The 22,898-nt window shown below is 74.2% G+C and carries 21 protein-coding genes and 3 pseudogenes; 2 read left to right on the forward strand and 22 right to left on the reverse strand.

Features of this window, described 5'->3' with window-relative positions; all coding sequences use genetic code 11:
* Window position 1: 1 nt before the first annotated feature.
* The 18 genes and pseudogenes from J1M39_RS01345 to J1M39_RS01425 all read right to left on the reverse strand — a co-directional run bounded on the left by J1M39_RS01345 (window position 2) and on the right by J1M39_RS01425 (window position 17,278).
* Entirely contained in the window at window positions 2-1,465 is a 1,464-nt protein-coding gene (locus J1M39_RS01345; protein WP_241253781.1) for a hypothetical protein, read from the reverse strand.
* Between the two features lie 2 nt (window positions 1,466-1,467).
* Window positions 1,468-2,073: a DedA family protein gene (locus tag J1M39_RS01350; protein WP_044659054.1), complete on the reverse strand. Its 606-nt coding sequence runs from the start codon at window positions 2,071-2,073 to the stop codon at window positions 1,468-1,470.
* Window positions 2,070-3,119: a pseudouridine synthase gene (locus J1M39_RS01355; RefSeq protein WP_206496401.1), complete on the reverse strand. Its 1,050-nt coding sequence runs from the start codon at window positions 3,117-3,119 to the stop codon at window positions 2,070-2,072. The genes J1M39_RS01350 and J1M39_RS01355 overlap by 4 nt, the downstream gene beginning before the upstream one ends.
* Before the next feature lie 56 nt (window positions 3,120-3,175).
* Window positions 3,176-3,637: an AMP-binding enzyme gene (locus J1M39_RS12570; protein ID WP_406924915.1), complete on the reverse strand. Its 462-nt coding sequence runs from the start codon at window positions 3,635-3,637 to the stop codon at window positions 3,176-3,178.
* Window positions 3,635-4,198 (reverse strand): annotated as a pseudogene (locus J1M39_RS12575) (AMP-binding protein); the annotation flags it as partial. The pseudogene J1M39_RS12575 and the gene J1M39_RS12570, both read right to left, overlap by 3 nt.
* Before the next feature lie 73 nt (window positions 4,199-4,271).
* Window positions 4,272-4,751 (reverse strand): annotated as a pseudogene (locus tag J1M39_RS12490) (AMP-binding protein); the annotation flags it as partial.
* Window positions 4,748-5,215, reverse strand: a complete 468-nt coding sequence (locus tag J1M39_RS01370) for a MaoC family dehydratase (protein ID WP_020625414.1) — start codon at window positions 5,213-5,215, stop codon at window positions 4,748-4,750. The gene J1M39_RS01370 and the pseudogene J1M39_RS12490, both read right to left, overlap by 4 nt.
* A 21-nt stretch (window positions 5,216-5,236) precedes the next feature.
* Window positions 5,237-5,992 (reverse strand): 3-oxoacyl-ACP reductase FabG, encoded by a 756-nt coding sequence (gene fabG, locus J1M39_RS01375; protein WP_020625413.1) that lies wholly within the window; start codon window positions 5,990-5,992, stop codon window positions 5,237-5,239.
* 55 nt (window positions 5,993-6,047) lie between these two features.
* Window positions 6,048-7,262: an acetyl-CoA C-acetyltransferase gene (locus J1M39_RS01380; protein ID WP_020625412.1), complete on the reverse strand. Its 1,215-nt coding sequence runs from the start codon at window positions 7,260-7,262 to the stop codon at window positions 6,048-6,050.
* A 210-nt stretch (window positions 7,263-7,472) separates the two neighbouring features.
* A complete protein-coding gene (locus tag J1M39_RS01385) occupies window positions 7,473-8,000 on the reverse strand; it encodes a DUF3800 domain-containing protein (protein ID WP_144826210.1) in 528 nt (175 codons plus the stop codon).
* A 97-nt stretch (window positions 8,001-8,097) separates the two neighbouring features.
* The gene (locus J1M39_RS01390; protein ID WP_036316098.1) at window positions 8,098-8,634 is read right to left on the reverse strand and encodes a hypothetical protein; all 537 of its coding nucleotides are present in this window, start codon (window positions 8,632-8,634) and stop codon (window positions 8,098-8,100) included.
* Window positions 8,634-11,903 carry a type ISP restriction/modification enzyme gene (locus tag J1M39_RS01395; RefSeq protein WP_206496394.1) on the reverse strand — a complete coding sequence of 1,090 codons (3,270 nt, stop codon included), beginning with the start codon at window positions 11,901-11,903 and terminating at the stop codon, window positions 8,634-8,636. The genes J1M39_RS01390 and J1M39_RS01395 overlap by 1 nt, the downstream gene beginning before the upstream one ends.
* Window positions 11,904-12,103: 200 nt before the next feature.
* Window positions 12,104-13,063: an ornithine cyclodeaminase family protein gene (locus J1M39_RS01400; protein ID WP_044659062.1), complete on the reverse strand. Its 960-nt coding sequence runs from the start codon at window positions 13,061-13,063 to the stop codon at window positions 12,104-12,106.
* Between the two features lie 30 nt (window positions 13,064-13,093).
* Window positions 13,094-13,888: a glutamine amidotransferase gene (locus tag J1M39_RS01405; RefSeq protein WP_206496395.1), complete on the reverse strand. Its 795-nt coding sequence runs from the start codon at window positions 13,886-13,888 to the stop codon at window positions 13,094-13,096.
* Window positions 13,889-13,962: 74 nt separating this feature from the next.
* The gene (locus J1M39_RS01410; RefSeq protein WP_206496396.1) at window positions 13,963-14,535 is read right to left on the reverse strand and encodes a GNAT family N-acetyltransferase; all 573 of its coding nucleotides are present in this window, start codon (window positions 14,533-14,535) and stop codon (window positions 13,963-13,965) included.
* A 117-nt stretch (window positions 14,536-14,652) separates the two neighbouring features.
* Complete coding sequence (locus J1M39_RS01415) at window positions 14,653-15,552, reverse strand: DUF6707 family protein (RefSeq protein WP_241253782.1); 900 nt, start codon at window positions 15,550-15,552, stop codon at window positions 14,653-14,655.
* 2 nt (window positions 15,553-15,554) lie between these two features.
* Entirely contained in the window at window positions 15,555-16,094 is a 540-nt protein-coding gene (locus J1M39_RS01420; RefSeq protein ID WP_036316089.1) for an NUDIX hydrolase family protein, read from the reverse strand.
* Between the two features lie 56 nt (window positions 16,095-16,150).
* On the reverse strand, window positions 16,151-17,278 hold the full coding sequence (locus tag J1M39_RS01425) for an NADH:flavin oxidoreductase/NADH oxidase (RefSeq protein WP_206496398.1): 1,128 nt from the start codon (window positions 17,276-17,278) through the stop codon (window positions 16,151-16,153).
* A gap of 125 nt (window positions 17,279-17,403) precedes the next feature.
* Here J1M39_RS01425 and J1M39_RS01430 point away from each other — a divergent pair, with 125 nt between their 5' ends.
* Window positions 17,404-17,727, forward strand: coding sequence for a hypothetical protein (locus J1M39_RS01430; protein WP_087114125.1), 324 nt, complete (start codon window positions 17,404-17,406; stop codon window positions 17,725-17,727).
* Between the two features lie 12 nt (window positions 17,728-17,739).
* On the opposite strand, the gene J1M39_RS01435 is transcribed toward J1M39_RS01430, so the two are convergent.
* Together J1M39_RS01435 and J1M39_RS01440 are read right to left on the reverse strand one after the other, a co-directional pair.
* On the reverse strand, window positions 17,740-18,555 hold the full coding sequence (locus J1M39_RS01435) for a hypothetical protein (protein ID WP_206496399.1): 816 nt from the start codon (window positions 18,553-18,555) through the stop codon (window positions 17,740-17,742).
* 103 nt (window positions 18,556-18,658) lie between these two features.
* Window positions 18,659-19,861 carry an acyl-CoA dehydrogenase family protein gene (locus J1M39_RS01440; protein ID WP_036316076.1) on the reverse strand — a complete coding sequence of 401 codons (1,203 nt, stop codon included), beginning with the start codon at window positions 19,859-19,861 and terminating at the stop codon, window positions 18,659-18,661.
* Between the two features lie 177 nt (window positions 19,862-20,038).
* Between J1M39_RS01440 and J1M39_RS01445 the strand changes: the two genes are divergently transcribed.
* Entirely contained in the window at window positions 20,039-21,301 is a 1,263-nt protein-coding gene (locus J1M39_RS01445; RefSeq protein ID WP_020627988.1) for a PucR family transcriptional regulator, read from the forward strand.
* Here J1M39_RS01445 and J1M39_RS01450 read toward each other — a convergent pair.
* Both J1M39_RS01450 and J1M39_RS01455 read right to left on the reverse strand, forming a co-directional pair.
* The gene (locus J1M39_RS01450; RefSeq protein WP_020627987.1) at window positions 21,291-22,541 is read right to left on the reverse strand and encodes a glucose-1-phosphate adenylyltransferase family protein; all 1,251 of its coding nucleotides are present in this window, start codon (window positions 22,539-22,541) and stop codon (window positions 21,291-21,293) included. The genes J1M39_RS01445 and J1M39_RS01450 overlap by 11 nt on opposite strands.
* Window positions 22,542-22,618: 77 nt before the next feature.
* Window positions 22,619-22,898, reverse strand: a pseudogene (locus J1M39_RS01455) (DNA-formamidopyrimidine glycosylase family protein); the annotation flags it as partial.

A 22,898-nucleotide genomic window follows, 5' to 3' on the forward strand; every position in this document is an offset into this window, starting at 1 on the left:
GTCAGATGTGTATAGGGGACAGGCCGGGGATCAGGGGCAGGGCGCCCGTGACCGGCCCCGCCGAGGAGTGGGCGATGGCCTCGGTCCGGACGGCCTGCGCCTTCGTGGACAGCCGCTGCCGGCGCCGCCACTCGGGCAGGGCCACTCGGGCCCGGGCGAAGAGCTCCTCATCGGTGAGCCGCTCCTCCGGGTCGGACAGCAGCGGCCGGTCGGCGGCGGCCGGGAAGACCTCGGGGCCCTCGAGCTCGCGCGCGGCCCGGGCCAGCGCGCGGGACTCCCGCTCCTCGTGCTCGCGGCGGCGGCGGGCGGCGTCCTCCGCCGCGCGGCGCTCGGCCTCCCGGGCTCGGTCCTCGAGGAGCCGGGCCTGGGCGAGGGCGCGTTCGGCGTGCAGCACGGTGTGGGCGCGGACGCGTGCGGCCTGGCGACGACGTCGCTCGGCCTCGAGGCGGGCGGCCTCCTCCGCCTCGCGACGGCGCCGCTCGGCCTCCTCGGCCCGACGGCGCCGCTCGGCCTCGACGCGTTCGGCCTCGAGGCGACGGCGTTCGGCCTCGGCCGCCTGCCGACGGCGCTCCGCCTCCGCCTCCGCCTCGAGCCGCAGCCGCTCCCGCTCGGCGAGCGCGGCCTCCTCGCGGGCCCGCCGCTCCGCCTGCACGCGGGCGCGCTCGGCGGCGACCTCCGCCTCCCGGCGGCGCCGTTCCTCCCGCTCCCGGCGGCGGGCCTCCGCCTCGGCGGCGGCACGGGCCTTCTCCTCGGCCGCCACCCGACGGCGCCGCTCGGCTTCACGCCGACGGCGCCGCTTCTCCTCCTCGCGGCGGCGGCGGGCCACCCGCGCGGCCTGGGCCCGGCGGGCCTCCTCGTCGAGGCGGGCCTGGAGGGCGGCGGCGTCGCGGGCCCGGGCGGCGTCGCGGGCCTGGGCCGCGGCGGCGGCCTCGGCGACGGGCCGCTCGTGCTCGGCGGCCCGGCGACGGGCGGCCTCGGCGGCGCGCTCCCGGCCGGCTCGCAGGCGGGCCCGCCGGCGCTCCTCGGCCGCAGTGCGGCGGCGTGCGGCCTCCGCGGCCTTCTCCGGGTCCCGCCCCGGGGCGGGGAGGATGCGCTCGACCGTGCCGACGAGCGGATCGGCGAAACGGGCGAGGTCCGGGCTGCCGAGGCGGTCCAGGATCTCGCTGAGGTCCCGGCGTGGACGCTGTTCGGCGGGAGCGCCCGGAGTGCGCAGACGGTCCATGGCGCGGTGCACGTCCGCGCGGCGGTCCTCGCGCACGCGGCGCTCGGCGGCGGTCTCGGGTCGGCCCGAGCGCAGGGCGCGCTCGTGACGGCGCAGATCGCGGCGGGAGATCTCCCCGGGCGCGGCCAGGGCGCGGCGGGGGCGCTCGGCGGGGGCACGCGTCGCGTCGTCGTCGGGACGGGGCGCCGAGGCGCCCCGGAGGCGCTCGAGGGCGGCACGGGACTCGGAGGACGCGTCCTGCATGCTCACCCCTTCCGGCCCCGGCGACGGTGGGCCATGATCCCCGCGATCATCAACCCTGCAAGGGTACCGAACACCATGCCGACCACCGCGGACGCCCACCACGGCAGGCCGGTGGCCCGGCCGGTGATCCAGCCGAGCCCCACCATGGACCCGGACCACGCAAGCGAGCCCGCCCCGGACAGCCACAGGAACACGGGCCAGCGGATCCCGCCGATCCCCGCCGCCGCCATCGACGCCGTCCGCCCGCCCGAGACGAACCGCAGCACGGACAGCCCCGCCAGGCTGCCCGCCGGGCCCACCCGCACCAGCAGGCTCCGGATCCCCCGGTGGATCCGCCGCCACCACGCCCAGCGGTCCAGGCGGTCGGCGAGGCCGTGGCGGAACAGCGCGTAGAGGCCGACGTCCCCGGCCCAGCAGCCCAGCCACGCCGCCAGCACCGCGGCCACGGGGGAGACCCGGCCCTCGGCCGCGAGCGCCCCCGAGCCGATGACCACCACCTCCGACGGGACGGGCGGGATCGGGGCGTCCAGGGCCACGAGCAGCGCGGTGAGCGGGTGGAACCACACTCCGAGCGCGTCCATCAGGGCGGCCGGGTCCCCGCCCGTCACCGCGGTCGCTCCTGCAGCTCAGCGGGGGAGGTGAACTCCCGCTCCTCGCCCGTCACCGGGTCCGTGAAGCGCAGCGACCGGGAGAGCAGCTGCAGGGGCCGTGCGACGTCGTCCGGGGCGAGGTCGAGCAGGTCCGGGTAGAACGGGTCGAACGCGATGCCCAGGCCCAGGGCGGCCAGGTGGATGCGCAGCTGGTGGGTGCGGCCCGTGCGCGGGGTGAGCCGCAGGTGCGCCACGCGCCGCCCCGCCAGCGTCCCGGCGGAGACGCCGACGCCCAGCAGCTCCACCCGGGACTCCGCGTTCGCCCCGGCGTGGGGCCGGTTCGACCGCCGGGTCCGCACCGGCGCGCCCGCCCGGCGTCCCGAGGCGGCCGGCGGGATCTCCTCCACCACGGAGCGCAGGACCCCCTTGTCCTTGCGGATCCGGCTGCGCACGGTCAGCGGGAACCGCCCCAGGACGGGGTCGGCCGGGGCGCCGGGGCGGCGGGCGCCGTCGTCGGGGGCGTCCGGCAGGAGCGCCACGGCCTCGTAGGTCTTGGCCACGGCACGCCGCTCGAAGAGCAGGTGGTAGGCGCCGCGGGTGGCCGGGTTCGCGGAGAACATCACGACGCCGGCCGTCGCCCGGTCGAGCCGGTGCAGGGGCACGAGGTCATCGAGGCCGAGCTCGTTGCGCAGCCGCACCAGCGCGGTCTCCTGGACGAAGCGGCCGCCCGGGGTGGTGGGCAGGAAGTGCGGCTTGTGGATGACCACGAGGTGCTCGTCGCGGTGCAGGAGCGTGTGCGTCACGGGCAGCGGGGCCTCGTCGGGGACGTCCCGGTAGTACCAGAGGTCGTCGTGCACGCCGAGCGGCGTGTCCGCCGGGATGGGGGCGCCGTCCGCGGCCACGACCTGCCCGGAGGCGAAGCGCCGCCGGATGCCGTCCGGGTCCACGTGGCCGAAGCGGTCCAGGACGTACTCCTGGACGGACGCCCAGGGTCCGGAGGCGGGCAGGCGCAGGCGGGTCGCGTTGACGCCGTTACGCAGGGGAAGGGGGGAGGGGACGGCCACGTTCCCGATTCTCCCAGGAGGGGAGGACAGGGAAGCGCGGCCGTCGTCGCGGGCGGCTACGGCGTCGCGGAGTGCGACTCGGGGGAGGCCGGCTCGGCCAGCGTGGTCGCCAGGTCCCGCTTGCGGATCTTGCCGGTGGCGGTCTTGGGGAGGCTGTCCACCACGACCACCTCGCGCGGGTACTTGTACGCCGCCAGGGAGACCTTGGCGTGCTCGATGACCCCCGCCGGGGTCACGCTCATGCCCGGCCGGGTGCTCACGACCGCCACCACCTCGCTGCCGAGGGAGGGGTGCGGACGCCCCACCACGGCCACCTCGGAGACCGCCGGGTGCGTGGCGATGACCTCCTCCACCTCGCGGGGGTACACGTTGTACCCGCCGCGGAGGATGAGCTCCTTCTTGCGGTCCACCACGTAGATGAACCCGTCCTCGTCCCGGTACCCCATGTCCCCGGTGCGCAGCCACCCGTCCACGAGGGTGGCCGCCGTGGCCTCGGGGTTGCGGTAGTAGCCCTTCATGATGGTGGGGCCGCGGAAGAGCAGCTCCCCCACCTGGTCCTCCCCGGGGCCGAGCAGGTGTCCCTCCGCGTCCACCACGCGGCACTCGGTGCCCCACAGCGGCTTGCCGATGGACATGACGCGGCGCTCCTCCCGGGAGACGTTCACCGCCACCGAGCTGGTCGACTCGGAGAGGCCGTACCCCTCCAGGATGGTCGCCCGCGGGAACTTCGCCTCGAAGCGCCGCAGCACCTCCTGGGGCAGGGCCGAGCCTCCGGAGACCACCTGGCTCACGGACGAGAGGTCCCGCCCGGTGTCGGGGTCCTCCACCATGCCGATCAGCATGGTCGGCACGGCGGAGATGCGGGTGATCCCGTGGCGCTCCACCAGGTCGAGCGCGGCGGCGGCGTCGAAGCGGGGGAGCAGGACCATGGTGCAGGCGTGGCGGACGCAGATGTTCAGCACGCTCGTGAGCCCGTACACGTGGAAGAAGGGCAGCACGGCCAGGACCACGTCGTCGGGCCGGATCGGGATGCGCGCGCCGGAGACCGTCGTGTTCATGTAGATGCCGAAGTGGGTGAGCTCGGCGCCTTTGGGGGGGGCCGGTCGTGCCGCTCGTGTAGATGATCACCGCGGTGTCGTCGGCCTGGGTGGGGGCCATGTCCACCGAGGGGCCGGGGGCCAGCAGCTCCGCGAAGTCCCGGGTCCCCGCGGGCCGCTCCCCGGCGCCCGTGGAGACCACGTACACCGTCGGACCGCCGTCGGACCCGCCCGCCTGGGCCGCGCCCTTGACCGCCGCCTCGGCCGCCGTATCCACGGTGATGAGCACGGCCGTGTCCGAGTCGGACAGGTGATGGGCGATCTCGCGCGGCGTCAGCAGGGGGTTGAGGGGGACCATGACGAAGCCGGCACGGACGAGGCCGAAGTAGGCGAACAGGAACTGCGGGATGTCCGGGAGCTGCACCGCCACCGAGGTGCCCGGGGCCAGGCCCAGCCCGCTGAGGTTCGCGGCCACCAGGTCGGCGGCGGCGTCCACCTCCGCGTAGATCCAGGCACGGTCGCCCAGGATCACGCAGGGGCGGTCCGGGTGCTCGGCGGCGCTCTCGCGCAGGAGCACGGAGATGTTGAACGTCATGACGCGTCCTTTCCCGGGCGGAGGAGGAAGAGCGAGTCCGACACGCAGGCCGGCTTCGCCACTCCCTCGATCTCCACGGTGGTGGTCACCATGGCCAGCGCCCCCTGGGGGCCGCGGTCCAGGCGGGTGAGCTCGGCGCCGGCGCGGATGCGCGCGCCGACGGGGGTCGGATGGGGGAAGCGGACCCGGTCCGATCCGTAGTTGACGACCATGGCCATCCCCTCCACCCGGTAGATCTCCCGCACCATCGAGGGCAGCAGCGCGAGGGTGAGGAAGCCGTGGGCGACCGTCGAGCCGAAGGGTCCCCGGGCCGCCCGCTCGGGGTCCACGTGGATCCACTGGTGGTCGTCGGTCGTGTCCGCGAACAGGTCCACCTGCTCCTGGGTGACGGTGCGCCAGCGGCTGTGGCCCAGGTGGGTGCCCACGGCCCGCTCGAACTCGTCCAGTCCGTCGAAGGTCTGCATGGCGTTCTCCTCGTGGGGGGCTCAGGCCTTGGGTCCGCCGGCCACGTAGAGGACCTGGCCCGAGATGAAGGAGGCCTCCTGGCGGGCGAAGAAGGAGGCCGCGGCGGCGATGTCCTCGGGGGTGCCGGTGCGGGCGACGGGGATCTGCTCCGCCGCCTTGGCCACGTACGTCTCGTAGGGGACGCCGATCCGCTCGGCGGTGGCCCGGGTCATGTCCGTCTCGATCAGGCCCGGCGCGATGGCGTTCACCGTGATCCCGAAGCGGCCCAGCTCGATAGCGACGGACTTGGTGAAGCCCTGGATCCCGGCCTTGGCCGCGGCGTAGTTCGCCTGCCCCCGGTTGCCCAGCGCGGACGTGGAGGAGATGTTCACGATCCGCCCCCACCCCTGCTCCGTCATATGGCGCTGGGCGGCGCGGGTCATGAGGAAGTGCCCGCGCAGGTGCACGTCCATCACCGTGTCCCAGTCCTGGGCGCTCATCTTGAACAGCAGGTTGTCCCGGAGCACGCCCGCGTTGTTGATCAGCACGGCGGGCGCACCCAGCTCGGCGACGACGGCGTCCATCACCTGGGCGACCGACTCCTCCCGGGCGACGTCGGCGGCGAAGGCGCGGGCCGTCCCGCCGGCCTCCTCGATCTGCCCGACGACGTCGGCGCACGCCTCGGCCGAGAGGTCGACGGCGGCGACGGCGAAGCCGTCCTCCGCCATGCGTCGGGCCAGGGCGGCGCCGATGCCGCGCGCGGCTCCGGTGACGACGGCGATGCGGGGCTCGGTCATGGGGTTCCTCCGGGAGGGTCGGTGCGGGTGCGGGTGCGGACGGGGCGGGAAGGACTCAGGACAGGCGCTCGATGACCATCGCCATGCCCTGGCCGCCGCCGACGCACATGGTCTCGAGGCCGATGTGCTTGTCGTGCTCGCGCAGCGAGTTCAGCAGGGTGGCGGTGATCCGGGCTCCGGTCATACCCCAGGGATGGCCCAGCGCGATTGCCCCGCCGTTGACGTTGAGCTTGTCCAGGGGGATCCCCAGGTCCTCGGCGGAGGGGAGCACCTGCGCCGCGAACGCCTCGTTGATCTCCACGAGGTCGACGTCGTCGATGCTCATCCCGGCCCGCGCCAGCGCCTGCCGGGACGCCTCCACGGGGCCCAGGCCCATGATCTCGGGAGAGAGGGCGGAGAGGCCCGTGGACACGATCCGGGCGAGCGGGGTCAGCCCCAGCTCGGCGGCGCGAGTGTCGCTCATGACGACGAGCGCCGCGGCGCCGTCGTTGAGGGGGCAGGCGTTGCCGGCGGTGACGGTGCCGTCGGGCCGGAAGACGGGGTTCAGCTGGGAAACGGCCTCGAGCGTGGTGCCCGCGCGCGGGCTGTCGTCCCGGGTGACCCGGATGCCGTCGGGCAGGACGAGCGGGGAGATCTCCCGGTCCCAGAAGCCGGAGGCCTGGGACTTCTCCGTGAGCTGCTGGGAGCGCACGGCGTACTCGTCCTGGGCCTGGCGGGAGACGCCACGCAGCTGCGCCACGTTCTCAGCCGTCTGGCCCATGGCGATGTAGACGTCCGGCAGCTCGCCCTCCTCGGCGGGGTCCGTCCACACGGGGGCGTCGCCCTCGGCCCGGCGGGCCGAGCGCTCCCACGCGGAGCGGAACGCCGGGTTGCGGGTGTCCTCGTCGGAGGCGCCGCGGTCCAGCCGGCTGGCCGACTCGACGCCGGCGGAGACGAACACGTCCCCCTCCCCGGCGCGGATGGCGTGGAACGCCATGCGGGTGGACTGCAGGCTGGATGAGCAGAAGCGGGTGATGGTGGTGCCGGGCACGGAGGGCAGGCCGGCCAAGACCGCGACCACGCGGCCGAGGTTGCCGCCCTGCTCCCCGCCGGGGGCGCCGCAGCCCAGGATGAGGTCCTCGACCTCGGCGCGGTCCAGCTCGGGGACCCGGTCCAGGGCGGCGGTGACCATCTGGGCGGCCATGTCGTCGGCGCGCAGGTCGCGGAGGGACCCCTTGCGGGCGCGGCCGATGGGGGAGCGGACGGCGGAGACGATGACGGCTTCAGGCATGGTGGTGCTCCTTCGGGAAGGGGGGCGGGGAGGGATCCAGGGTAGTGGGGGCGTCCAAGCGGGGAGGCGGGGTGGAGCGGCGTGGTCCCGAACGGGATGTCCCTGTCGGGAGTCCTCAGAGGCGAGTACACTGGACATCACGGGACGCGCTTCGGCGTCTTCCGTCCAACCGGACCCCCGCCTTCGAGCGGGGGTTTCGTGTGTCTGCGTTCAAGGGGTCCAGACGTAAGAGTGCTGACGGATCTTGTTCAGCGATCGGCCGATGGCGTTCATTCGGCGAACGGCATCGCGGTGGCGCTCAGTGACATGGCGGCGGCGCTGCTCGAAGTACGTCAGGACGTCCACGGCCTGCAGCAGGCGGCTCTGGTTCGAAGGGCCGAAGTACATCGTGTCCAACAGGTGGTCGAATGCTCCGTCGGAGAGGCCCTGGACCGAGGCGGCTCGCATGCGTCGGTAGGTCAGACGGCTGTCATCGCGGAGGTGGTGGTCATCGGCGATCACCAGGAGGCCGTCCGCACGCAGGGACGTCCTCCGGTGCACGCGGTTCAAGAGCTGAGCGGACACCACGATGTGCGGTTTGGCGTCTTCCCATCCAGGCCGCTGACGCAGCCTGTCGACGTCGACACCCTGGAAGCCGAACCACGGGGTGTGCGCGGCGATGAGTTCGACGGCGCGTTGGCTGGCCCATGCGCGGACGCCGACGGGGGCGGCAGTCCAGTCGTCCTTGCCGTTAAACACCGCAGGCCATGGAACTCGAGCTGCTCCGGCACCGCCTGCGGGTGGTCGGCTCGGAGCTGTGCATGGAGCTGGTCCAGGTCCCTTGCCTGCCTGTCCCTCAATCAGTCGCTTCAGACTCTTTCCCACTTGTCGCTGAGAGCCGACCCTGGTGGTCGCGGGACCAGCGGTCGCCAGCGGCGTCGGTGAAGGTGAAGGCGGTCACCCGGAACCGTTCGGCGTTGGTCAGCGGCCGGGGGACCACGTCCAGTTCATCCGCCTGGACGCCGTAGCCCCACTCGTTCTTGCTCAGTTCGAAGTAGGTGCGTCCTGGAGGCAGCATGGCGGCGGTGAGATCGGGAACGGGATACTTCGACGCCACCGTGGCCCGTGCCCCGTAGACCGGGACCTGGGAGGAGTTCTCCACGGCGAGGAACCAGCGCCGCGTGGGTGGGGCGCCGAACTCGTCATTGATCCGGGCGGCGACGCACATCCACGCGGCGACCTGGCGTGCCTGTTCCTGCTTTTCGCGCAGGTCCTGCCGCTCGTCGCGGCCCTTCTCGATCTGGCGCAACCGCCACGACTCCACGGCGGACCATGCCGCGGCCAGGAGCGCCAACACGGAGACCACGAGGGCGATGACGTTCGCAGCGTCCATCAGAACATCTCCTCCTGCGCAGTGGAGAAGTCCCGCTTGATCGTCTTGGGAACCTTCCGTTCGGCCGGGGTCGGTTCGGGGAGCTCGCTCGCCGGGATCAGGTCGCCGGCCAGGATCTCGTCCAGGAGCGCCGCCTGGTCCGTGCCCAGGGAGACCGTCTCGGTGAGCACACGCAGCAGGTCCAGGAGTTCGTCGTTCCACTCGTCCGCCCACTCGGTGGGGCGGATGCGGTCCAACGGGGTGGCTGCCTTGCCGGCGGCGCGGCCGATGCCGGTGGCCGTCCTGGCGCCGAGCCACTTGTCCAGGATGTTCATGCCGGACACGGCGAAGGCCCTGACCTCCGGGCTCACGCCGGTGACGACGCCGTCCCCCACCTTTAGTCGCTGGGTTGCAGGGTCGTAGGACACGGCCCGCGGGGAGGCAGGCAAGGCCGTCACGGGCTCCTCCCAGCCCAGGCCGGGCACCCGCGGCACCCGACGCGCGGGGCGATCTGCACCGGTGAACCGCTCCCCGTAGGTCTGCAGCCACAGCAGACGTTCACCCAGCTTCACGGCACGGGTGAACAGGTCAGGGTCGGCAGTCAGCGGCACGCGGACGGGGCTGCCCTCCAGGGCTTCGTCGAACCGCTGGACGTAGGCGTCATGGCCGGCGATGCCCATGACGTAGGCGGCCAGGTCTTCCGGCGTGACCTCTCGGCCGTAGCGCTCCCCCAGCAGCGGGAGCAGCCCGCCGGTGACGTTGGGCTGGGCGGCTTCAGCGTCCCGGTAGAGCGGAATGACGTCCTTGCCACCACGGTTGTTGTAGTAGTGCAGATCCGGCACCGCCGTCGCCACGGTCACGGCGGGGCCACCGCTGATGCGGGCTGTCCTAGGGGAGACAAAGAACAGCTGGCGGTCCGAGAGCGCCTGCCACAAAGCGGGGCGTTCCAAGTTGATCAATCGAGGATCGTCGAAGGTCCACTGGCGGTCAAAGGAGCGCCAGGCCACGCGGACGATCGGCCGGTGCTCAGCGTCGGCGGGCAGCGCCGCCAGTGGGGTCAGGCCGCTCACGGCGGTGTGGATGGTGCGCCCAGAGTGGCCCGTCACATACTTCTCCGCACGGGCGTCCGCGGACGTGTCGGCCAACAGCTCTCGCCACCGCCGTCGCAGAGTGTCCTGATCCGGGGCCACGGGCCAGGTGCGGTTGTACTTGATCCCCGGCTGCTGCCAGGGGAAGAGGTCCGCCAGGGCGGGCATCGCCGCCCAGTCCTCCCCGCCGCTGGCCGGTGCCAAGGGGTCGCCCGCCCTACCAGGCAGGCGCTCCCATGTGCCGTCATCGGGATCCAACCGGGCCACCTCGTCCAGGGCCGCGAACTTCTCCGCGCGCGTGCCCCGGAAGCGCCGGTAGTACACGGATGCTTCCCGGGCGGCCTTGCCGGTGCGCACCAGAGTCACGATCGCCACCGGGGTCTGGATGTCGAAGACGTTCTCCTCCTGGCGTGCCCCGCGGCCCTCGCCGCCAAGGTCCATCACCCAGATCTCACTGGCCGTCCGACGGGCCAGATCGCGCAGACCCACGAAGGCCGGGCCGGTCAGCCACGAGGACGCCGTGATGAAGGAGATGATCGCCTGGTCCCCGGGGTCCTGCTGGAACGCCTTCCAGATGGCCCACCGCCAGAAATACACGTACAGGTTGTACAGCGAGGCCTGTGCGGAGAAGATCACCCCCTGCTCCTGGGCGGGGCCGATCACGTCGTCGAACAGCGCGTCCTCGCCGTCCCCGTGCTCCACCCAGCCGCCGGTGCCGGAGGTCACCCGGTCATAGGGCGGGTTGCCGATGGCCACGGTGATGCGCCGGTCCCGCTTGATCCGGCGGGCCGCCTCGGCGGCCTCGGCGAGGACCCGCGCGTCGCCGAATAGCCCCTCCGCCATGCCCGCCGAGGGGTCCTCCAGGGTGTCCGTCAGGTACACGCCGATCTCCTCCGCCTGGAAGGCGTGACCCTGCGCCTCAGCGAGCCGCTGGCCGATGCGCAGGTGCGCCACCGAGTAGGGGCCGGGCAGCAGCTCGAAGGCCAGCAGGTTCTTCGTGAGGTTCTTGGCTACCTGGGCCACCCCCGCCGGGCCGCGTTCCTCCCGGGCCGCTGCCTCCGCGCGGTCGATGACCGCCAGAGGGTAGGTGCCGGAGCCCGTCGCGGGGTCCAGCGTCACCACCGAGGGGGCGCCGAAGCCCAGGGTCTGACCGAAACGTTCCCGCAGCAGCGCGTCCACCACGCGCACCTGGCACTGCACCACACTGATCGGCGTGTAGTAGACACCCGCGCGGTTACGGGCGGCCGGGTCGTAGCGCTGGAGGAAGTCCTCGTAGAACCACAGCCACGGCTCACCACGGGAGTCCGTGGAGCGCTCGATGGCGGCCACGTCCATGCTGGACACCAGCCGCATGATGGCCCCGACCTCCGGGGCGATGTACTCCATGAGCGCCGGGATGCCGATGATCGGTCCGAGGGACGCCGCCAGAACATTGCGGTGGGCCGTCTCCAGGGCGTGCTTGGCCTCCTCGAGCGTCACCACGCCGTCGGCGTTCCGGTCCGCTTGGCCGGAGAGACCGGCGATGGCCATGGAGTAGGCCACGACCTGGGCGACGTCGCCGGCGAACTGGGCGTCCGTGGTCGTGTGATGCACCGTGTGGTCCCAGGCCGCCTTCGCCTCCCGCACCGAGCGGTAGTTGTTGGACAGGCCTTCCTGGAGGCGCTCTCGAAGGAAGCGGGCCAGCGGGGCCAGGCGGTCCGCGAGCTGGCTCACTCGGGTGATCGGCCGGGGCTGGGCCAGGGTGAACTGTTCCAGGACGGTGCGCAGGCGGTCTGCGTCCCAGCCTGCGACGCCGTCGACGGGCAGGAACGCGGTGTCCACAGGGGAGCCGGAGACATAGAGGGCGATCTCGTCTCCGTTCGAGACGAGCAGCGCGTCCAGCTGGGAGAGCAGGTCCCACTGGCCCTTCTCCCGGCCGCGCCACTTCTCTCCGATGACCGTGTGGCCGGGTGCCTTGAGTTCCACCCATCCGCAGGGGCGACCGTCGATCAGGGCGGCGAAGTCCGGGCGCACGCCGTCGAGCTGGGCCTCTCGCAGCAGGCTGAGGTCCCCAATCCCGGTGACGGAGGAGAACGCGCGCAGGAACTCGGAGACCGGGACCGTCAGCTGCGCCTCCGGCTCGGCGGAGACCCCGCTCGTGGAGGCGAGCCGCACGTCACGGGCGTACGTCTCAGCGAGCTGGGCGAGGGGTGCGTCGATCATGTGTCCTGCCTTGCAGTGAAGAGGGTGGCGCGAGTCACTCTATCCAGACGGGGCGTGCTCGACTGGGCTGACACCGCGGAGGCCGGCCGCGCCCCGCTCGTGGCGAGAAATCTGGTCGGGCTCGCCGGCGCCCTCGTCCTCCTCGCCGTCAGTCGCCGGGACACGCCCTCGGTCCGCCAGCTGGACCCGGCCGCCCCGGCTCAGCCCAGCACCTCCCGCGCCACCGCGCTCGCCACCACCAGGTCCTGCCAGGGCATGCCGGTGGTGACGAACAGGGCGGGCGCGCCCTCCCGACGACGCGCGGTCCCGGCCACGAGCTCGGCCAGCGTCACCGTGTCCTCGATCCCGGCGAGGGCGCCGGAGTCGATCGCGAGGGTGACGTCGCCGGCCTCGCGGGCGGCCGAGTCCCGCGACTCCACCGCCACGGTCGCGCGGCGGGCCAGGGCGTCGTCGGTCTCGCGGGCGTCCGTGGTGTGCGAGCCCATCGCCACGACCGTCGCGTGCTCCGGCACGAGCGTCCCGTCGAACAGCGGGGCCGTCGCGGCCGTGCACGTCACCACGACGTCCGCCTCCGCCACGGCCTCCGGGCCCGCGGCGCTCGCGGTCACGCCCAGCTCCGCTTCGATGCGCGCGGCCAGGGCGGCGGCCCGGTCGGCGTCGCGGCCCACCACGGACACCCGTTCCAGCCCGAACACGTCCTGGAAGGTGAGCGCGTGCTCCCACGCCTGCACGCCCGTGCCGACCACGACCAGGTGCCGGGGCGAGGCGTCCGCGAGCAGCCGCACCCCGAGCGCGGACACCGCGGAGGTGCGCAGGCCCGTCAGCTCGACGCCGTCCAGCACGGCCCGCGGCGCCTGGCCGGGGGTGCCCGGGGCGCCGAACAGCACGTAGACGCCCTGGATGACGGGCAGTCCGCGCTCGGGGTTGTCCGGCGTGAGGGTGAGCAGCTTGGTGCCGACCTCGGTCCCGCGCGTCGAGGGCATCTGCAGCAGCTGCCCGGCGGCGGTGGACACGCGGGTGCGGGGGGCGTCGGCCTCCGGGTCCAGGCCGGCGGCGAGGGCCGCCTCCAGCGCGTCGACGGCGGCGCGCGGGCTCAGGGCGGCGCGCACGGCGGGGCCGTCGATCCAGGGCAGGGAAGCGGTGGCGCGGTGCGTGTCCATGCGGCCACGCTACGGGGTGGGCCGGGCGGCTCAGCCGAACAGCGTGCGGAAGTTCGCCAGGATCCGGCGCGGGTGCTCGGGGTCGACGGCGGCCAGCCCCGCCACCGTGGGCTCGTACTCGCCCGGTGCGAAGTACCCGTGGTCGCGGTAGATCTCAAGGCGCTCGAGGATCCCGGCCTGGTCCAGCTCCGGGTGGAACTGGGTGGCGTACTGGCGGGTGCCGAGCCGGAACATCTGCACGGGACAGTCGGCGCCCGCGGCGAGCAGCACCGCGCCGGGCGGCAGCGCGCTCATCGCCTCCTTGTGGCCCACGTACGCCGCGAACGTGCGCGGGACCCCGGCCAGCACCGGATCCGCGACACCCTCGTCGGTGAGCGTGACCTCGACGGGCGCGGCCGATTCGCCGTACGCGTTGTCCACGACGCCGCCGGCGTGCCGGCCCAGCGTGCCGACGCCGTAGCAGCAGCCGAGGAACGGCAGGTCGCGGCGCCGGACGACGTCGAGCATCCGGCCCAGCTCCGCCTCCACGGCGCGCTGCACGGGGGACTTGGTCTCCTCGGGATCGGTGCCCGTGAACGGGCTGCCGGGCAGGATCACGGCGGCGACGTCCGCGAGCTCCGCCTCCCAGTCCAGGCCGTGCGTGGCCACGTCCGGGCGCTGCACGACGCGGTCGAGGGGCAGCACCCGCAGCCGGCCCTCCGAATAGCCACCCAGTCGCTGGACGGCCTCGACCTCGGCGGCCGCGGCGTCGTCTTCGGGGCGCGTCTGGACGAGGAGGAACGGCCGCGGATGCGGGCTCGGGACGGCGTCGGTCGGGGTGGTCATCTCGGCAGACTAGCGGGGCATCGGGCCGGGAGGGCGTGACGGCGTCGTGGGGCGTCGTCGGGGGCGGGCCGCGGTCAGCGGTCGGCCCAGGGGCGGGCGTCGGAGGCCCACGGCAGGGGACGGACGCGTTCCTCGGGCAGCGGGTCCGCGGCCAGCCGGCCGTAGCGGTGCACGTCGAGCCGCCGCCCGCCCGCGCGGAGGCGGCCGCGCTGCGTGCCTTCGTGTCGGAGCCCGGCGGCCCGGGCGACGGCCCCCGCCGTCGGGCTGTCCGCCCGGTGGGCCAGTTCGATCCGCTCGAGGCCGCCCTCGGCCAGCTCGGCGTCCGTCACGGTGGTCGCCGCACGCGACATGATCGCGTCCCCGCGCCAGCCCTGATGCAGCCAGGCGGTGAGCGCGCCGGTGCCGTGCGCCTCGTCGCGCACGACGGCGACCAGGCCGATCAGCGTGTCCGTCCCGCGCTCCACCACGGCGACGGCGTCCGTCCCCTCCGCCTGGACCAGTCCGTCGACGTAGGCGCGGGCGGAGGCCTCGTCGGTGACCTCCGCGGGATCGGCCATGCCGACGGTGCCCGCGTGGAAGGCCGCCAGGACGGCGGGCGCGTCCGTGGCGCGGAGGGGGCGGAGCTGGGCGGGTGCGGAGCCGGTCATGCCGGGAGCATAACCCCGGCAGGGGCTGGGAAGTGAGGTGCGCCACACGAGCCGCACCCCGGAGGGCGGGTCACCGGGGACGGGGCCGGCTCTCGACGCCCGTCCCGCGGCTGGGCCTCACCGGCGCGTGGCTGCCTTCGCCTCGAGCTCGTCGGCGAGGGTGCGCAGCGTGCCGAGCTCCCGGGCGATCCGGGAATCCAGGTCGGCGTCCGTGAGCGTCTCCGAGCCGCCGCGGGCACGCAGGTAGAGCAGCTGGCCGAACCGGGCCCGGCGCCACTGATACTCGGCCTCGGCGTCGCGGGCCTGCAGGGCGCGGGAGATCTCCCGGTCGTAGAGCGGCGGCTCGTTGAGCTGACGCTGGCGCACCTCGAGCACCCGGGCCGCCCGGCCCGGCTCGGAGGGGACCTCGTCCGCCTCGAGCAGGCGTCGCCCGAGGTTGGCGGCGGCGATGTGCTCGCCCTCCTCGCGCAGGATCAGCGACGCCAGGGACAGCGCGGCCTGGATGGACTTCCACCGCCCCACGGCCCCGTCCCACGGCAGGTTCGTCAGCAGGCCCAGGGTGGCGAGCGTGCCCTCGGTGTCCTCGTGCAGCAGGTAGAGCCGCTCGGCCATGCCGAACACGTCCTCCAGCTGGGAGCCGGAGCGCAGGTTCAACCCGTGCGAGAGCCGGGCCGCGGTGGCGGTCAGCTCGGTGTCCTCGAGGTGGCGCTTGCCGACGACGACGATCCGCTCCTCGGGGGACCCCGCGTCCACGGGGGAGAAGGTGGTGTCCGGGACGGCCCTGCGCTCCTCCGGGCGGTCCGTGCGGACCCGGATCACGGAGCCGTGGGCGATCTTGACCTCCCGGCCGCCCTCGAGGGTGGCGATCACGAGCGCGGGGGTGCCGAAGTCGTCCCGCATCACCCGGGTCGAGGCCACCGGCGGGGCGGGCTCGCCGCGGCGGGTCAGGAAGCTGTCCCCGGGCTGCACGTCCTGGGACTTCAGATGGCGGAGGTAGCCGCCGACGACGGGTGCCATGCTCAGCGCCCCCATCCCACGTGGGCGAGGGCCTGGCGCACCAGGTCCCCGCGGCCACCGATGAACTCGGCCTGGATGTCCTCGCCGAGGGCCTCCTCGGGGGTGAGCCAGGTCAGCTCCAGCGCGTTCTGGCGCGGCTGGCACTCACCCGTCACCGGCACCACGTAGACCAGGGCCACGGCGTGTTGGCGGTCGTCCGTCAGCCCGGTCTCGGACGGCGCCGGGAAGTACTCGGCGACGGTGCAGGGGACCACCGACGGCGGCAGCTGCGGGAAGGCGAGCGGGCCGAGGTCCTTCTCCAGGTGGCGCATCAGCGCGGCACGGATGGTCTCCCGGTACTGGACGCGGCCGGAGACGAACGTCCGCTGGAACGTGCCGGTCTCGTCCGCCACGTAGAGCAGGCCGATCTCGGTGACGTAGCCGAGGGAGTCCAGCCGCACCGGGATGGCCTCCACATACACCATGGGCAGCCGACGCCGGGCCTCGTAGAGGTCCTCGTCGGACAGCCAGCCCGGATTCGGGTCGGGGGTGCGCACGCTCATGGTTCTGTTCTACCGGAGTTCCGCGCCGGGGGCACACCGGGTCCCGCGTGTTCCGCTCACCACTTGGCGCGGAAGTACTGCCGGGCCATCGGCACCTGCTCCGAGGGGACGTCGAGGGCGAGGGCGGCCGCGGTCGGCCAGTTCGGGTTCGCCAGGGCGGCGCGACCCACACAGACGGCGTCGGCGCGGTCCTCGTCCACCACGGCCGCGACCTCCTCGGCGCCGGTCAGCGAGCCGACGGCGGACACCACGATCCCCTCGGTGCCCTCCTTCACGGCGGTGGCCAGCGGCACCTGATAACCGGGGCCCTGGGGGCCCTCGTAGGTGTCCCCGATGCCCGCGGAGGACAGGTCGAACCAGTGCACCTGCCCCTGCAGCTCCTGCGCCAGGCGGACGGTCTCCTCGATGCTCCAGCCGCCCTCGACCCAGTCCGAGCCGGAGATGCGGATGCCGAGGACCTTGTCCGCGGGCCACACCTCGCGCACGGCCGCCACGACCTCCTTGAGGAAGCGGGTGCGGCCCTCGAAGTCCCCGCCGTACTCGTCGGTCCGGGTGTTGGTCAGCGGCGAGAGGAACTGGTGGATGAGGTAGCCGTGGGCGGCGTGCAGCTGCACGGCGCCGAAGCCGGCACGGTCGGCGCGCTCGGCGGCGTCGGCGAAGGCCTGGACGGTCTCCCGGATCTCGTCCACCCGCATCGCGTGGGTGCGGATCTCCATGGAGTTGGTGGCCACGCCGGAGGGGGAGAGGGTCTCCCAGGAGTCGGGGCCCTCGAGGATCGGCTGCCCGGCGCGCGCGCCCGGGTGCATGGGGACGGTCGAGGCCTTGGCGCCGGCGTGGCCGAGCTGGATGGCGGGCAGGGCGCCCTGGGAGGCGATGAACGCGGCGATCGGCGCCCACGCGTCCCGCTGCTCGTCGTTCCACAGGCCGGTGTCCCACGCGGAGATGCGTCCCTCGGGGGTGACGGCGGTGGCCTCGGCCACCACGATCCCGAAGCCGCCGGCCGCGCGGGCGCCCAGGTGCTGGAAGTGCCAGCCGTGGGGGACGCCGTCGCGCGCCTCGCACGAGTACTGGCACATCGGCGGCAGGATCAGGCGGTTGCGCACGCGCACGCCGTTGATCTCGATCGGTTCGAAGATCGCGGGCACGGCGGGGGCGTCGGTCTGCGGGGTGGCGGTCTGAGTCATGCACCCCACCCTACGAGCGGGTCCGGACACGGGAGGGCACGCGTCCGCCGCGGGCGGAAGGGCGGGCCGGCCCGCGCGACGAGAGAAGTCGTCACCGCTGCTGCGTCCGCCCCTACCCTGGGCCCATGCCCTCCTACCGTGCCCGCCTGCAGATCGGCGACCTCCTGCCCGGCCACCGACCCGAAGAGGTCATGGACCTGGCCGAGGCGGCCGTCCAGGCCACGCACGTGCTCGCGGCCAAGGACATCGAGGTCGTCGCGCGCGTCCCGCGGATCGTGCTGCGCTTCGCGGTGCCCGGCTCGCACCGGGCCGGCGAGGACGCCGAGGCCGCCGAGGTGGCGCGGCGGATGGCGGAGGCGGTGTCCGGCGTCGCCGTGACGGGCCGGCTGGACGTGCTCCGGCGCGACGGCGGCCGGTGGGTCCCGGTGCCCGCTGGGCTCGGGCGCTGAACGGGGCCGGGCTCAGGCGCCGGCCGGGTGCGGCCGGCGGGCGGCGTCGCGCTCGATCTGGCGGGCCCAGGAGCGGCGCACGGCCGCGGCGGTGATCAGCAGCAGCGCCCCGAAGGCGGCCGCGAGACCCACCCACACGCTCTGCTGCGCCCCGAGCGGGCTGGGCAGCAGGCGGGGCAGGGCGAGGCAGAGCAGGGTCCAGGCCATGCCCAGGGCCACACCCAGGCGGCCGCGCCCACCGAGCACCAGGCGCAGGGCCGCCAGCAGCAGGGCCACCAGCACCAGCAGGGCGAGCAGCTCGGTCGGGAACCAGTCGACGTGCACACCCCAGGCGTGGAGGGCGGCGCCCACCGCGGTGGGTGCGCCGGCGAGGAGGGTGCCCAGCAGCACGCCGAGCGCGCCGTCCTCGGCCACCCGTGCGACGCGGCGGGCCGCCGGGCGTGCGCCGAGCCGCCGGACCACGCCGAGCATGAGGACCAGGGCGAGCAGCCACGGGACGACGTCGAGGCCCCCGGGGGCCAGGACGGCCAGGGGGAACCACAGCGCCAGCGCCAGCAGGGTCCCCGCGACCGCGCCCCGGATGCGGCGGTGCCGCGGCGACGCGCCCTGGCCCCGCCCCCACTGCCGGAGCACGTACATCCCGGTCAGCAGCCACAGCACCGGCCAGATCGCCGGGTGCAGCGGGGACAGCCCGAACACGCTCGCGCCGGGGCCGTGTCGGCCGTCGGCGGTGAGCGGGTACGCGCCGGCATCGAGGGCGCCGAGCCCCGGGACGCGCCCGGCCAGACCGAGGCCCCACGCACCGGAGAGCACGAACAGCGCCCACACGACGGTCAGCAGCGCCTGGCCGCGTCGGTCCTCAGCGGTCGGTGAGCCGGCCGGCTCCTCGGGCGGGGCGGGGGTGTAGCCGCGGGGAGAGGGCGGGGAGGTCTCAGGCGAAGGCCGACACGCCGGTGATGGCGCGGCCGACGATCAGCGACTGCATGGAGTCGGTGCCCTCGTAAGTGTAGACGACCTCCATGTCCGTCAGATGGCGGGCGACGTGGTTCTCCAGCAGCAGCCCGTTCCCTCCCAGGATGTCCCGGGCCATGGAGGTCACCCGGCGGGCCTGGCGCGCGGCCGACATCTTCGCGAGCGAGGCCATCGGGCCGGTCAGGCGACCCTGGTCCTGCAGCTCCAGGAGGCGGAAGCACGTGAGCTTGATGTTGGTGACGTCGGCCAGCATGGTGGCCAGCTGCCCCTGGACCAGCTGGTGGCCGGCGATCGGCTTGCCGAACTGGACGCGCTGCCCGGCGTAGGCGACGGCGGCCTCGTACGCGGCGACGGCGTGGCCGAGCGTCTCGACGGCCACGCCGCCGCGGGTCGTGCTCAGGACGCGGTTGACGTCCTTGAAGGAGGAGCAACCGGGGAGCCGGTCCGCCTCGGGGATGCGCAGGCCGGAGATCACGATGTCCGGCTGGAGGATCGCGCGCTTGCCGATCTTGCCGGTGATCACGGTCGGCTCGAAGCCGGCGGGGAACTCCGTGTCCGGCTCCCGCTCCAGCACGAACGCCTTCACCTGGCCGTCGGCCACGTCGCGGGCGTAGATGACGATGACGTGGGCGTAGGAGGCGTTGCCGATCCAGCGCTTCGCGCCGTCGAGCACCCAGGTGTCGCCCTCTCGGCGGGCGGTGGTCTCGAGGGCCACCGAGTCGGACCCGTGGTCGGGCTCGGTGAGCGCGAAGGCGCCGATCATCTCCATCCGGGCCATCCGGGGCAGCCAGCGCTCCTTCTGCTCGTCCGAGCCGAAAGCGTTGATCGAGCCCATCGCCAGCCCGGAGTGCACCCCGAAGAAGGTGTTGAAGGATCCGTCCCCGCGGGCCAGCTCCATCGACACCAGGGCTCCGGCCATGCGGCTCATGCCGGGGCAGCCGTACCCCTCGATGACGGTGCCCGCCACGTTCAGCTCCGCCAGCTTGGGCACGAGCTCGAACGGGAACTCGGCGCGCTCCCAGTAGTCGTTGATGACGGGCATGAGCTCGGCGTCGACGAACGCGCGGACGCGGTCGCGCACCTCGCGCTGCTCCTCCGTCAGCTCGTCGTCGAGGAGGTAGATGTCGTGGTCGGGCAGGACGCCCGAGCGGGTCTCGCTCATGTCGGCTCCTCTGGGGGGGCTCGGGTGGGATGGGTCCGGGTGCGGACGAGGTCTCCGCCCACCGTATGACCGGCGCCACAGTGGCACTATGGGCACGGAGCACAGAGTCGGTTGTGCAGCCAGGACACGAGTCCCGCCCGGCCGGACGCCGCCGGCGGGGGCGGCGAGGAGGACGGCATGGTGCAGGAGGCAGGGGTCCCCGAGGAGTCCGGGGACGCGGAGCGCCGTCTGCGGGAGGCCTGGTCGGCGCTGCTGGAGGACGCCGACCGGATCGCCGACGAGATCGCCGCCGCCACGCTGGGCGGCGACCAGGGCGGGGCGTGGTCCACGCCGGAGCTGCGGGCCAGGCTGCGTCGTAGCACGCGGGAGCACGTCCGTCGGGGCCTGCGGGGCCTGGCCGGCGTGCCCTCCGGGGAGGGCGCGGGAGGGCGCCTGGTCGACACGTGGCGGGCCACCGGCGTCGAGCGCGCCCGCCAGGGGGTGCCCCTGGAGACCGTGATCTCCACCTACACCTCGGGCAACCGGCTGCTCTGGGAGGAGCTGGGACGGCGGGTCCGCGAGGGCAGGCTCGACATCACGACCGAGGAGCTCCTCGAGGCGGGGCGCCGGCTGTGGGAGGACCTGAGCGTCACGGGCGAGGTCCTCAGCGCCGCCTACCGGCGGGAGACCGCGCGCCTCACCCTGCGCGACCTGCGCCGTCAGGAGGACTGCCTGGCCGGGCTGCTGGAGGGGAAGGGCGCGGACCCCGTCTACGCGGAGCAGGCCGAGGAGATCCTGGGCGTCCGGGCGACCGCCCCCCTCGCCTGCGTCGTCGCCCTCGCCGAGGACCCGGGGAGCGACGTGCTCCATCACCCCGAGGACCGCATGGGGCGACTCGGGGCGACGTCCCGCTGGGCTGTGCGCGAGGGGGCGCTCTACGGTGTCGTCGAGCCTCCCTCGACGGACGAGGAATGGCTCACGGAGGCGCTGGGCCCGCTGGTCGAGGGCCAGGTGGGAGTGGCCTGGGCCCGGCAGGGGATCCCCGAGACGGCGGCGGCGTTCCGGCTGGCGACGCGGGCGGCGCACACGCTCCCGCCGGGCGAGCGGCGGCTCGCCTGGGCCTCCCATCGGCTGCCGGAGGTGCTGCTGGAGTCCAGCCCGGAGGTCGCCGCGCTGCTGGTGGAGGAGGTGCTGGGACCGCTCCGGGCGCTGCCCGCGGACCAGCGCGCCACTCTGATGGAGACCCTGCGGGCGCTGCTGCGCCGCTCGGGCTCCGCGACCCTCGCCGCGGAGGACCTGATCTGCCACCGCAACACCGTCATCTACCGCACCAAGCGCCTGGTGGAGCTGACGGGGTGCAGCCTGCAGGACCCGCGGGGACGCCTGATGCTGGAGCTGGCCGTGCTCGCCGCAGACCGGGCCGGCGGGCCGGTCCGGAGGGCGCGGCCGATCAGTCCCTGACGGGGGCGCCCGAACCGGTGGTCTCGTCCGAGGAGGCGGGCCCGCGCTCGCCCGGCTCGAGGACCACGACCTCGTCGGCCGGCTCCGCGCGCCCCGTGGCGCCCTCGGCCGGGATGGCGGCGCCGACGTCGGCGATCACCGTGTCCAGCACCGCGCCCGAGGGCACCGTGCACTCGCCCAGCAGGATGCTCCCGCGCACCACGGCGCCGGCCTCGACCACCACGCTGGGGCCCACGACCGAGTCGGTCACCTCGCCCGCGATCCGGCAGCCGGGGCTGAGCAGGGAGCCGGTGACGGTCGCCTCGGGGGCGACCCAGGCCGGCGGAGCGGCGTGCGGATTGGTCAGCAGCGGCCAGCCTTCGGCAGCGACGTCCAGGCCGGTGCCGTCGAGGATCTCCCGGTGGGCGCGGACGTACGCGTCCAGGGTGCCGATGTCCCGCCAGTACCCGACGAGGCGGTGCTCCCGCACGCGCCCCCGCGCCACGAACGCCGGGATGATGCTCTCCCCGTAGTCGCCGAGGGAGGAGCCCACGGGGTCGCCGTCCTCATCGGTCTCGCCCTCGTCCTTGGTGGCCGCCTCGTCCTCGCCCGCCACGAGGTCGCCGACCACCTCGGAGAGCGCGGCGACGTCGAACACGAACACCTCGGTGGCCACGAGCGTGCCCGCCGGGTCCTCCGGCTTGTAGGCGTAGTCGGTCACGGCGCCGTCGTCGTCCACCTGCACGACGCCGAAGCGCGAGGGGTCCTCGTCCGTCTCGGTGGTGACCACGGTGAGCTCGGCGCCGGAGCGGGCGTGCTCGGCCAGCACGGGGCGCAGGTCCAGCTGGTACAGGTGGTCCGCGGAGAGCACGACGACGGTCTCGGCGCCGAACTGCTCCAGCAGCGGCAGCTGCTGGGCGATCGCGTGGCCGTTGCCGCGGGCGAAGCCCTCCTCGGCGCGGCCCTGCGCGGGAGGCAGGAGCCGCAGGCCGTGGCGGGTGCCGTCGAGATCCCACGGCCGGCCGCCGGCCAGGTGCTGGTTGAGCGTGAAGGGGCGGTACTGCTCCACGACCCACACGTCCCGCAGGCGCGAGTGGGCCAGGTTGGACAGGACGACGTCGATCAGCCGGTACTGGCCCGCCAGCGGCACCATCGGCTTGGCGCGGGCCGCGGTGAGCGGCATGAGGCGGCCGCCGGTGCCGCCGGCCAGCACGAGCGCGACGACGGCACCCTCCGGGTCCGTGGGGAACGGGTCGGCCATGACTTCTCCTCGGGTCGGGGGCGGGTTCAGCGTAGGGAGCGGGGACGACACGTGGCCACCGTTCGGGTGCGTCCGGCTCAGCGCTGGCAGTGCGGGCACCACCACAGCCGCCGCGCGTCGTCCTCGGGGGAGCCGTAGTCCTCCTGGCGGACCGGGCCGCGGCAGCGCAGGCACGGGGCGCGGTCGTGCCCGTAGACCCAGTACGACGGCGCCCCGCCGCCGCGCGCGCCGGGCGTCCGGCCGGGTGCCGTGCCGGGTGACGGACCGGCCGGGACCAGCACCTCGACCCCGAAGGGTCGCGCCGGGTTCGGACGCACGCCCGTGGTCCGGCGCCGGGCGCCCGCGGCGGACCACGGG

Origin of the sequence: Micrococcus sp. KRD077, assembly GCF_017168505.1 — a bacterium.
Lineage (GTDB): Bacteria > Actinomycetota > Actinomycetes > Actinomycetales > Micrococcaceae > Micrococcus > Micrococcus luteus.

Bases quoted from the DNA above. Each gene is read 5' to 3' on its own strand.
- J1M39_RS12570 (WP_406924915.1), bottom strand. From the start codon at position 3,637: ATGAAGGGCTACTACCGCAACCCCGAGGCCACGGCGGCCACCCTCGTG.
- J1M39_RS01420 (WP_036316089.1), bottom strand. From the start codon at position 16,094: ATGAGCGTGCGCACCCCCGACCCGAATCCGGGCTGGCTGTCCGACGAG.
- J1M39_RS01400 (WP_044659062.1), bottom strand. From the start codon at position 13,063: ATGGACACGCACCGCGCCACCGCTTCCCTGCCCTGGATCGACGGCCCC.
- J1M39_RS01425 (WP_206496398.1), bottom strand. From the start codon at position 17,278: ATGACTCAGACCGCCACCCCGCAGACCGACGCCCCCGCCGTGCCCGCG.
- J1M39_RS01380 (WP_020625412.1), bottom strand. From the start codon at position 7,262: ATGCCTGAAGCCGTCATCGTCTCCGCCGTCCGCTCCCCCATCGGCCGC.
- J1M39_RS01410 (WP_206496396.1), bottom strand. From the start codon at position 14,535: ATGACCGGCTCCGCACCCGCCCAGCTCCGCCCCCTCCGCGCCACGGAC.
- J1M39_RS01390 (WP_036316098.1), bottom strand. From the start codon at position 8,634: ATGGACGCTGCGAACGTCATCGCCCTCGTGGTCTCCGTGTTGGCGCTC.
- fabG (WP_020625413.1), bottom strand. From the start codon at position 5,992: ATGACCGAGCCCCGCATCGCCGTCGTCACCGGAGCCGCGCGCGGCATC.
- J1M39_RS01450 (WP_020627987.1), bottom strand. From the start codon at position 22,541: ATGGCCGACCCGTTCCCCACGGACCCGGAGGGTGCCGTCGTCGCGCTC.
- J1M39_RS01445 (WP_020627988.1), top strand. From the start codon at position 20,039: ATGGTGCAGGAGGCAGGGGTCCCCGAGGAGTCCGGGGACGCGGAGCGC.
- J1M39_RS01370 (WP_020625414.1), bottom strand. From the start codon at position 5,215: ATGCAGACCTTCGACGGACTGGACGAGTTCGAGCGGGCCGTGGGCACC.
- J1M39_RS01395 (WP_206496394.1), bottom strand. From the start codon at position 11,903: ATGATCGACGCACCCCTCGCCCAGCTCGCTGAGACGTACGCCCGTGAC.
- J1M39_RS01440 (WP_036316076.1), bottom strand. From the start codon at position 19,861: ATGAGCGAGACCCGCTCGGGCGTCCTGCCCGACCACGACATCTACCTC.
- J1M39_RS01345 (WP_241253781.1), bottom strand. From the start codon at position 1,465: ATGCAGGACGCGTCCTCCGAGTCCCGTGCCGCCCTCGAGCGCCTCCGG.
- J1M39_RS01415 (WP_241253782.1), bottom strand. From the start codon at position 15,552: ATGGCACCCGTCGTCGGCGGCTACCTCCGCCATCTGAAGTCCCAGGAC.
- J1M39_RS01405 (WP_206496395.1), bottom strand. From the start codon at position 13,888: ATGACCACCCCGACCGACGCCGTCCCGAGCCCGCATCCGCGGCCGTTC.
- J1M39_RS01430 (WP_087114125.1), top strand. From the start codon at position 17,404: ATGCCCTCCTACCGTGCCCGCCTGCAGATCGGCGACCTCCTGCCCGGC.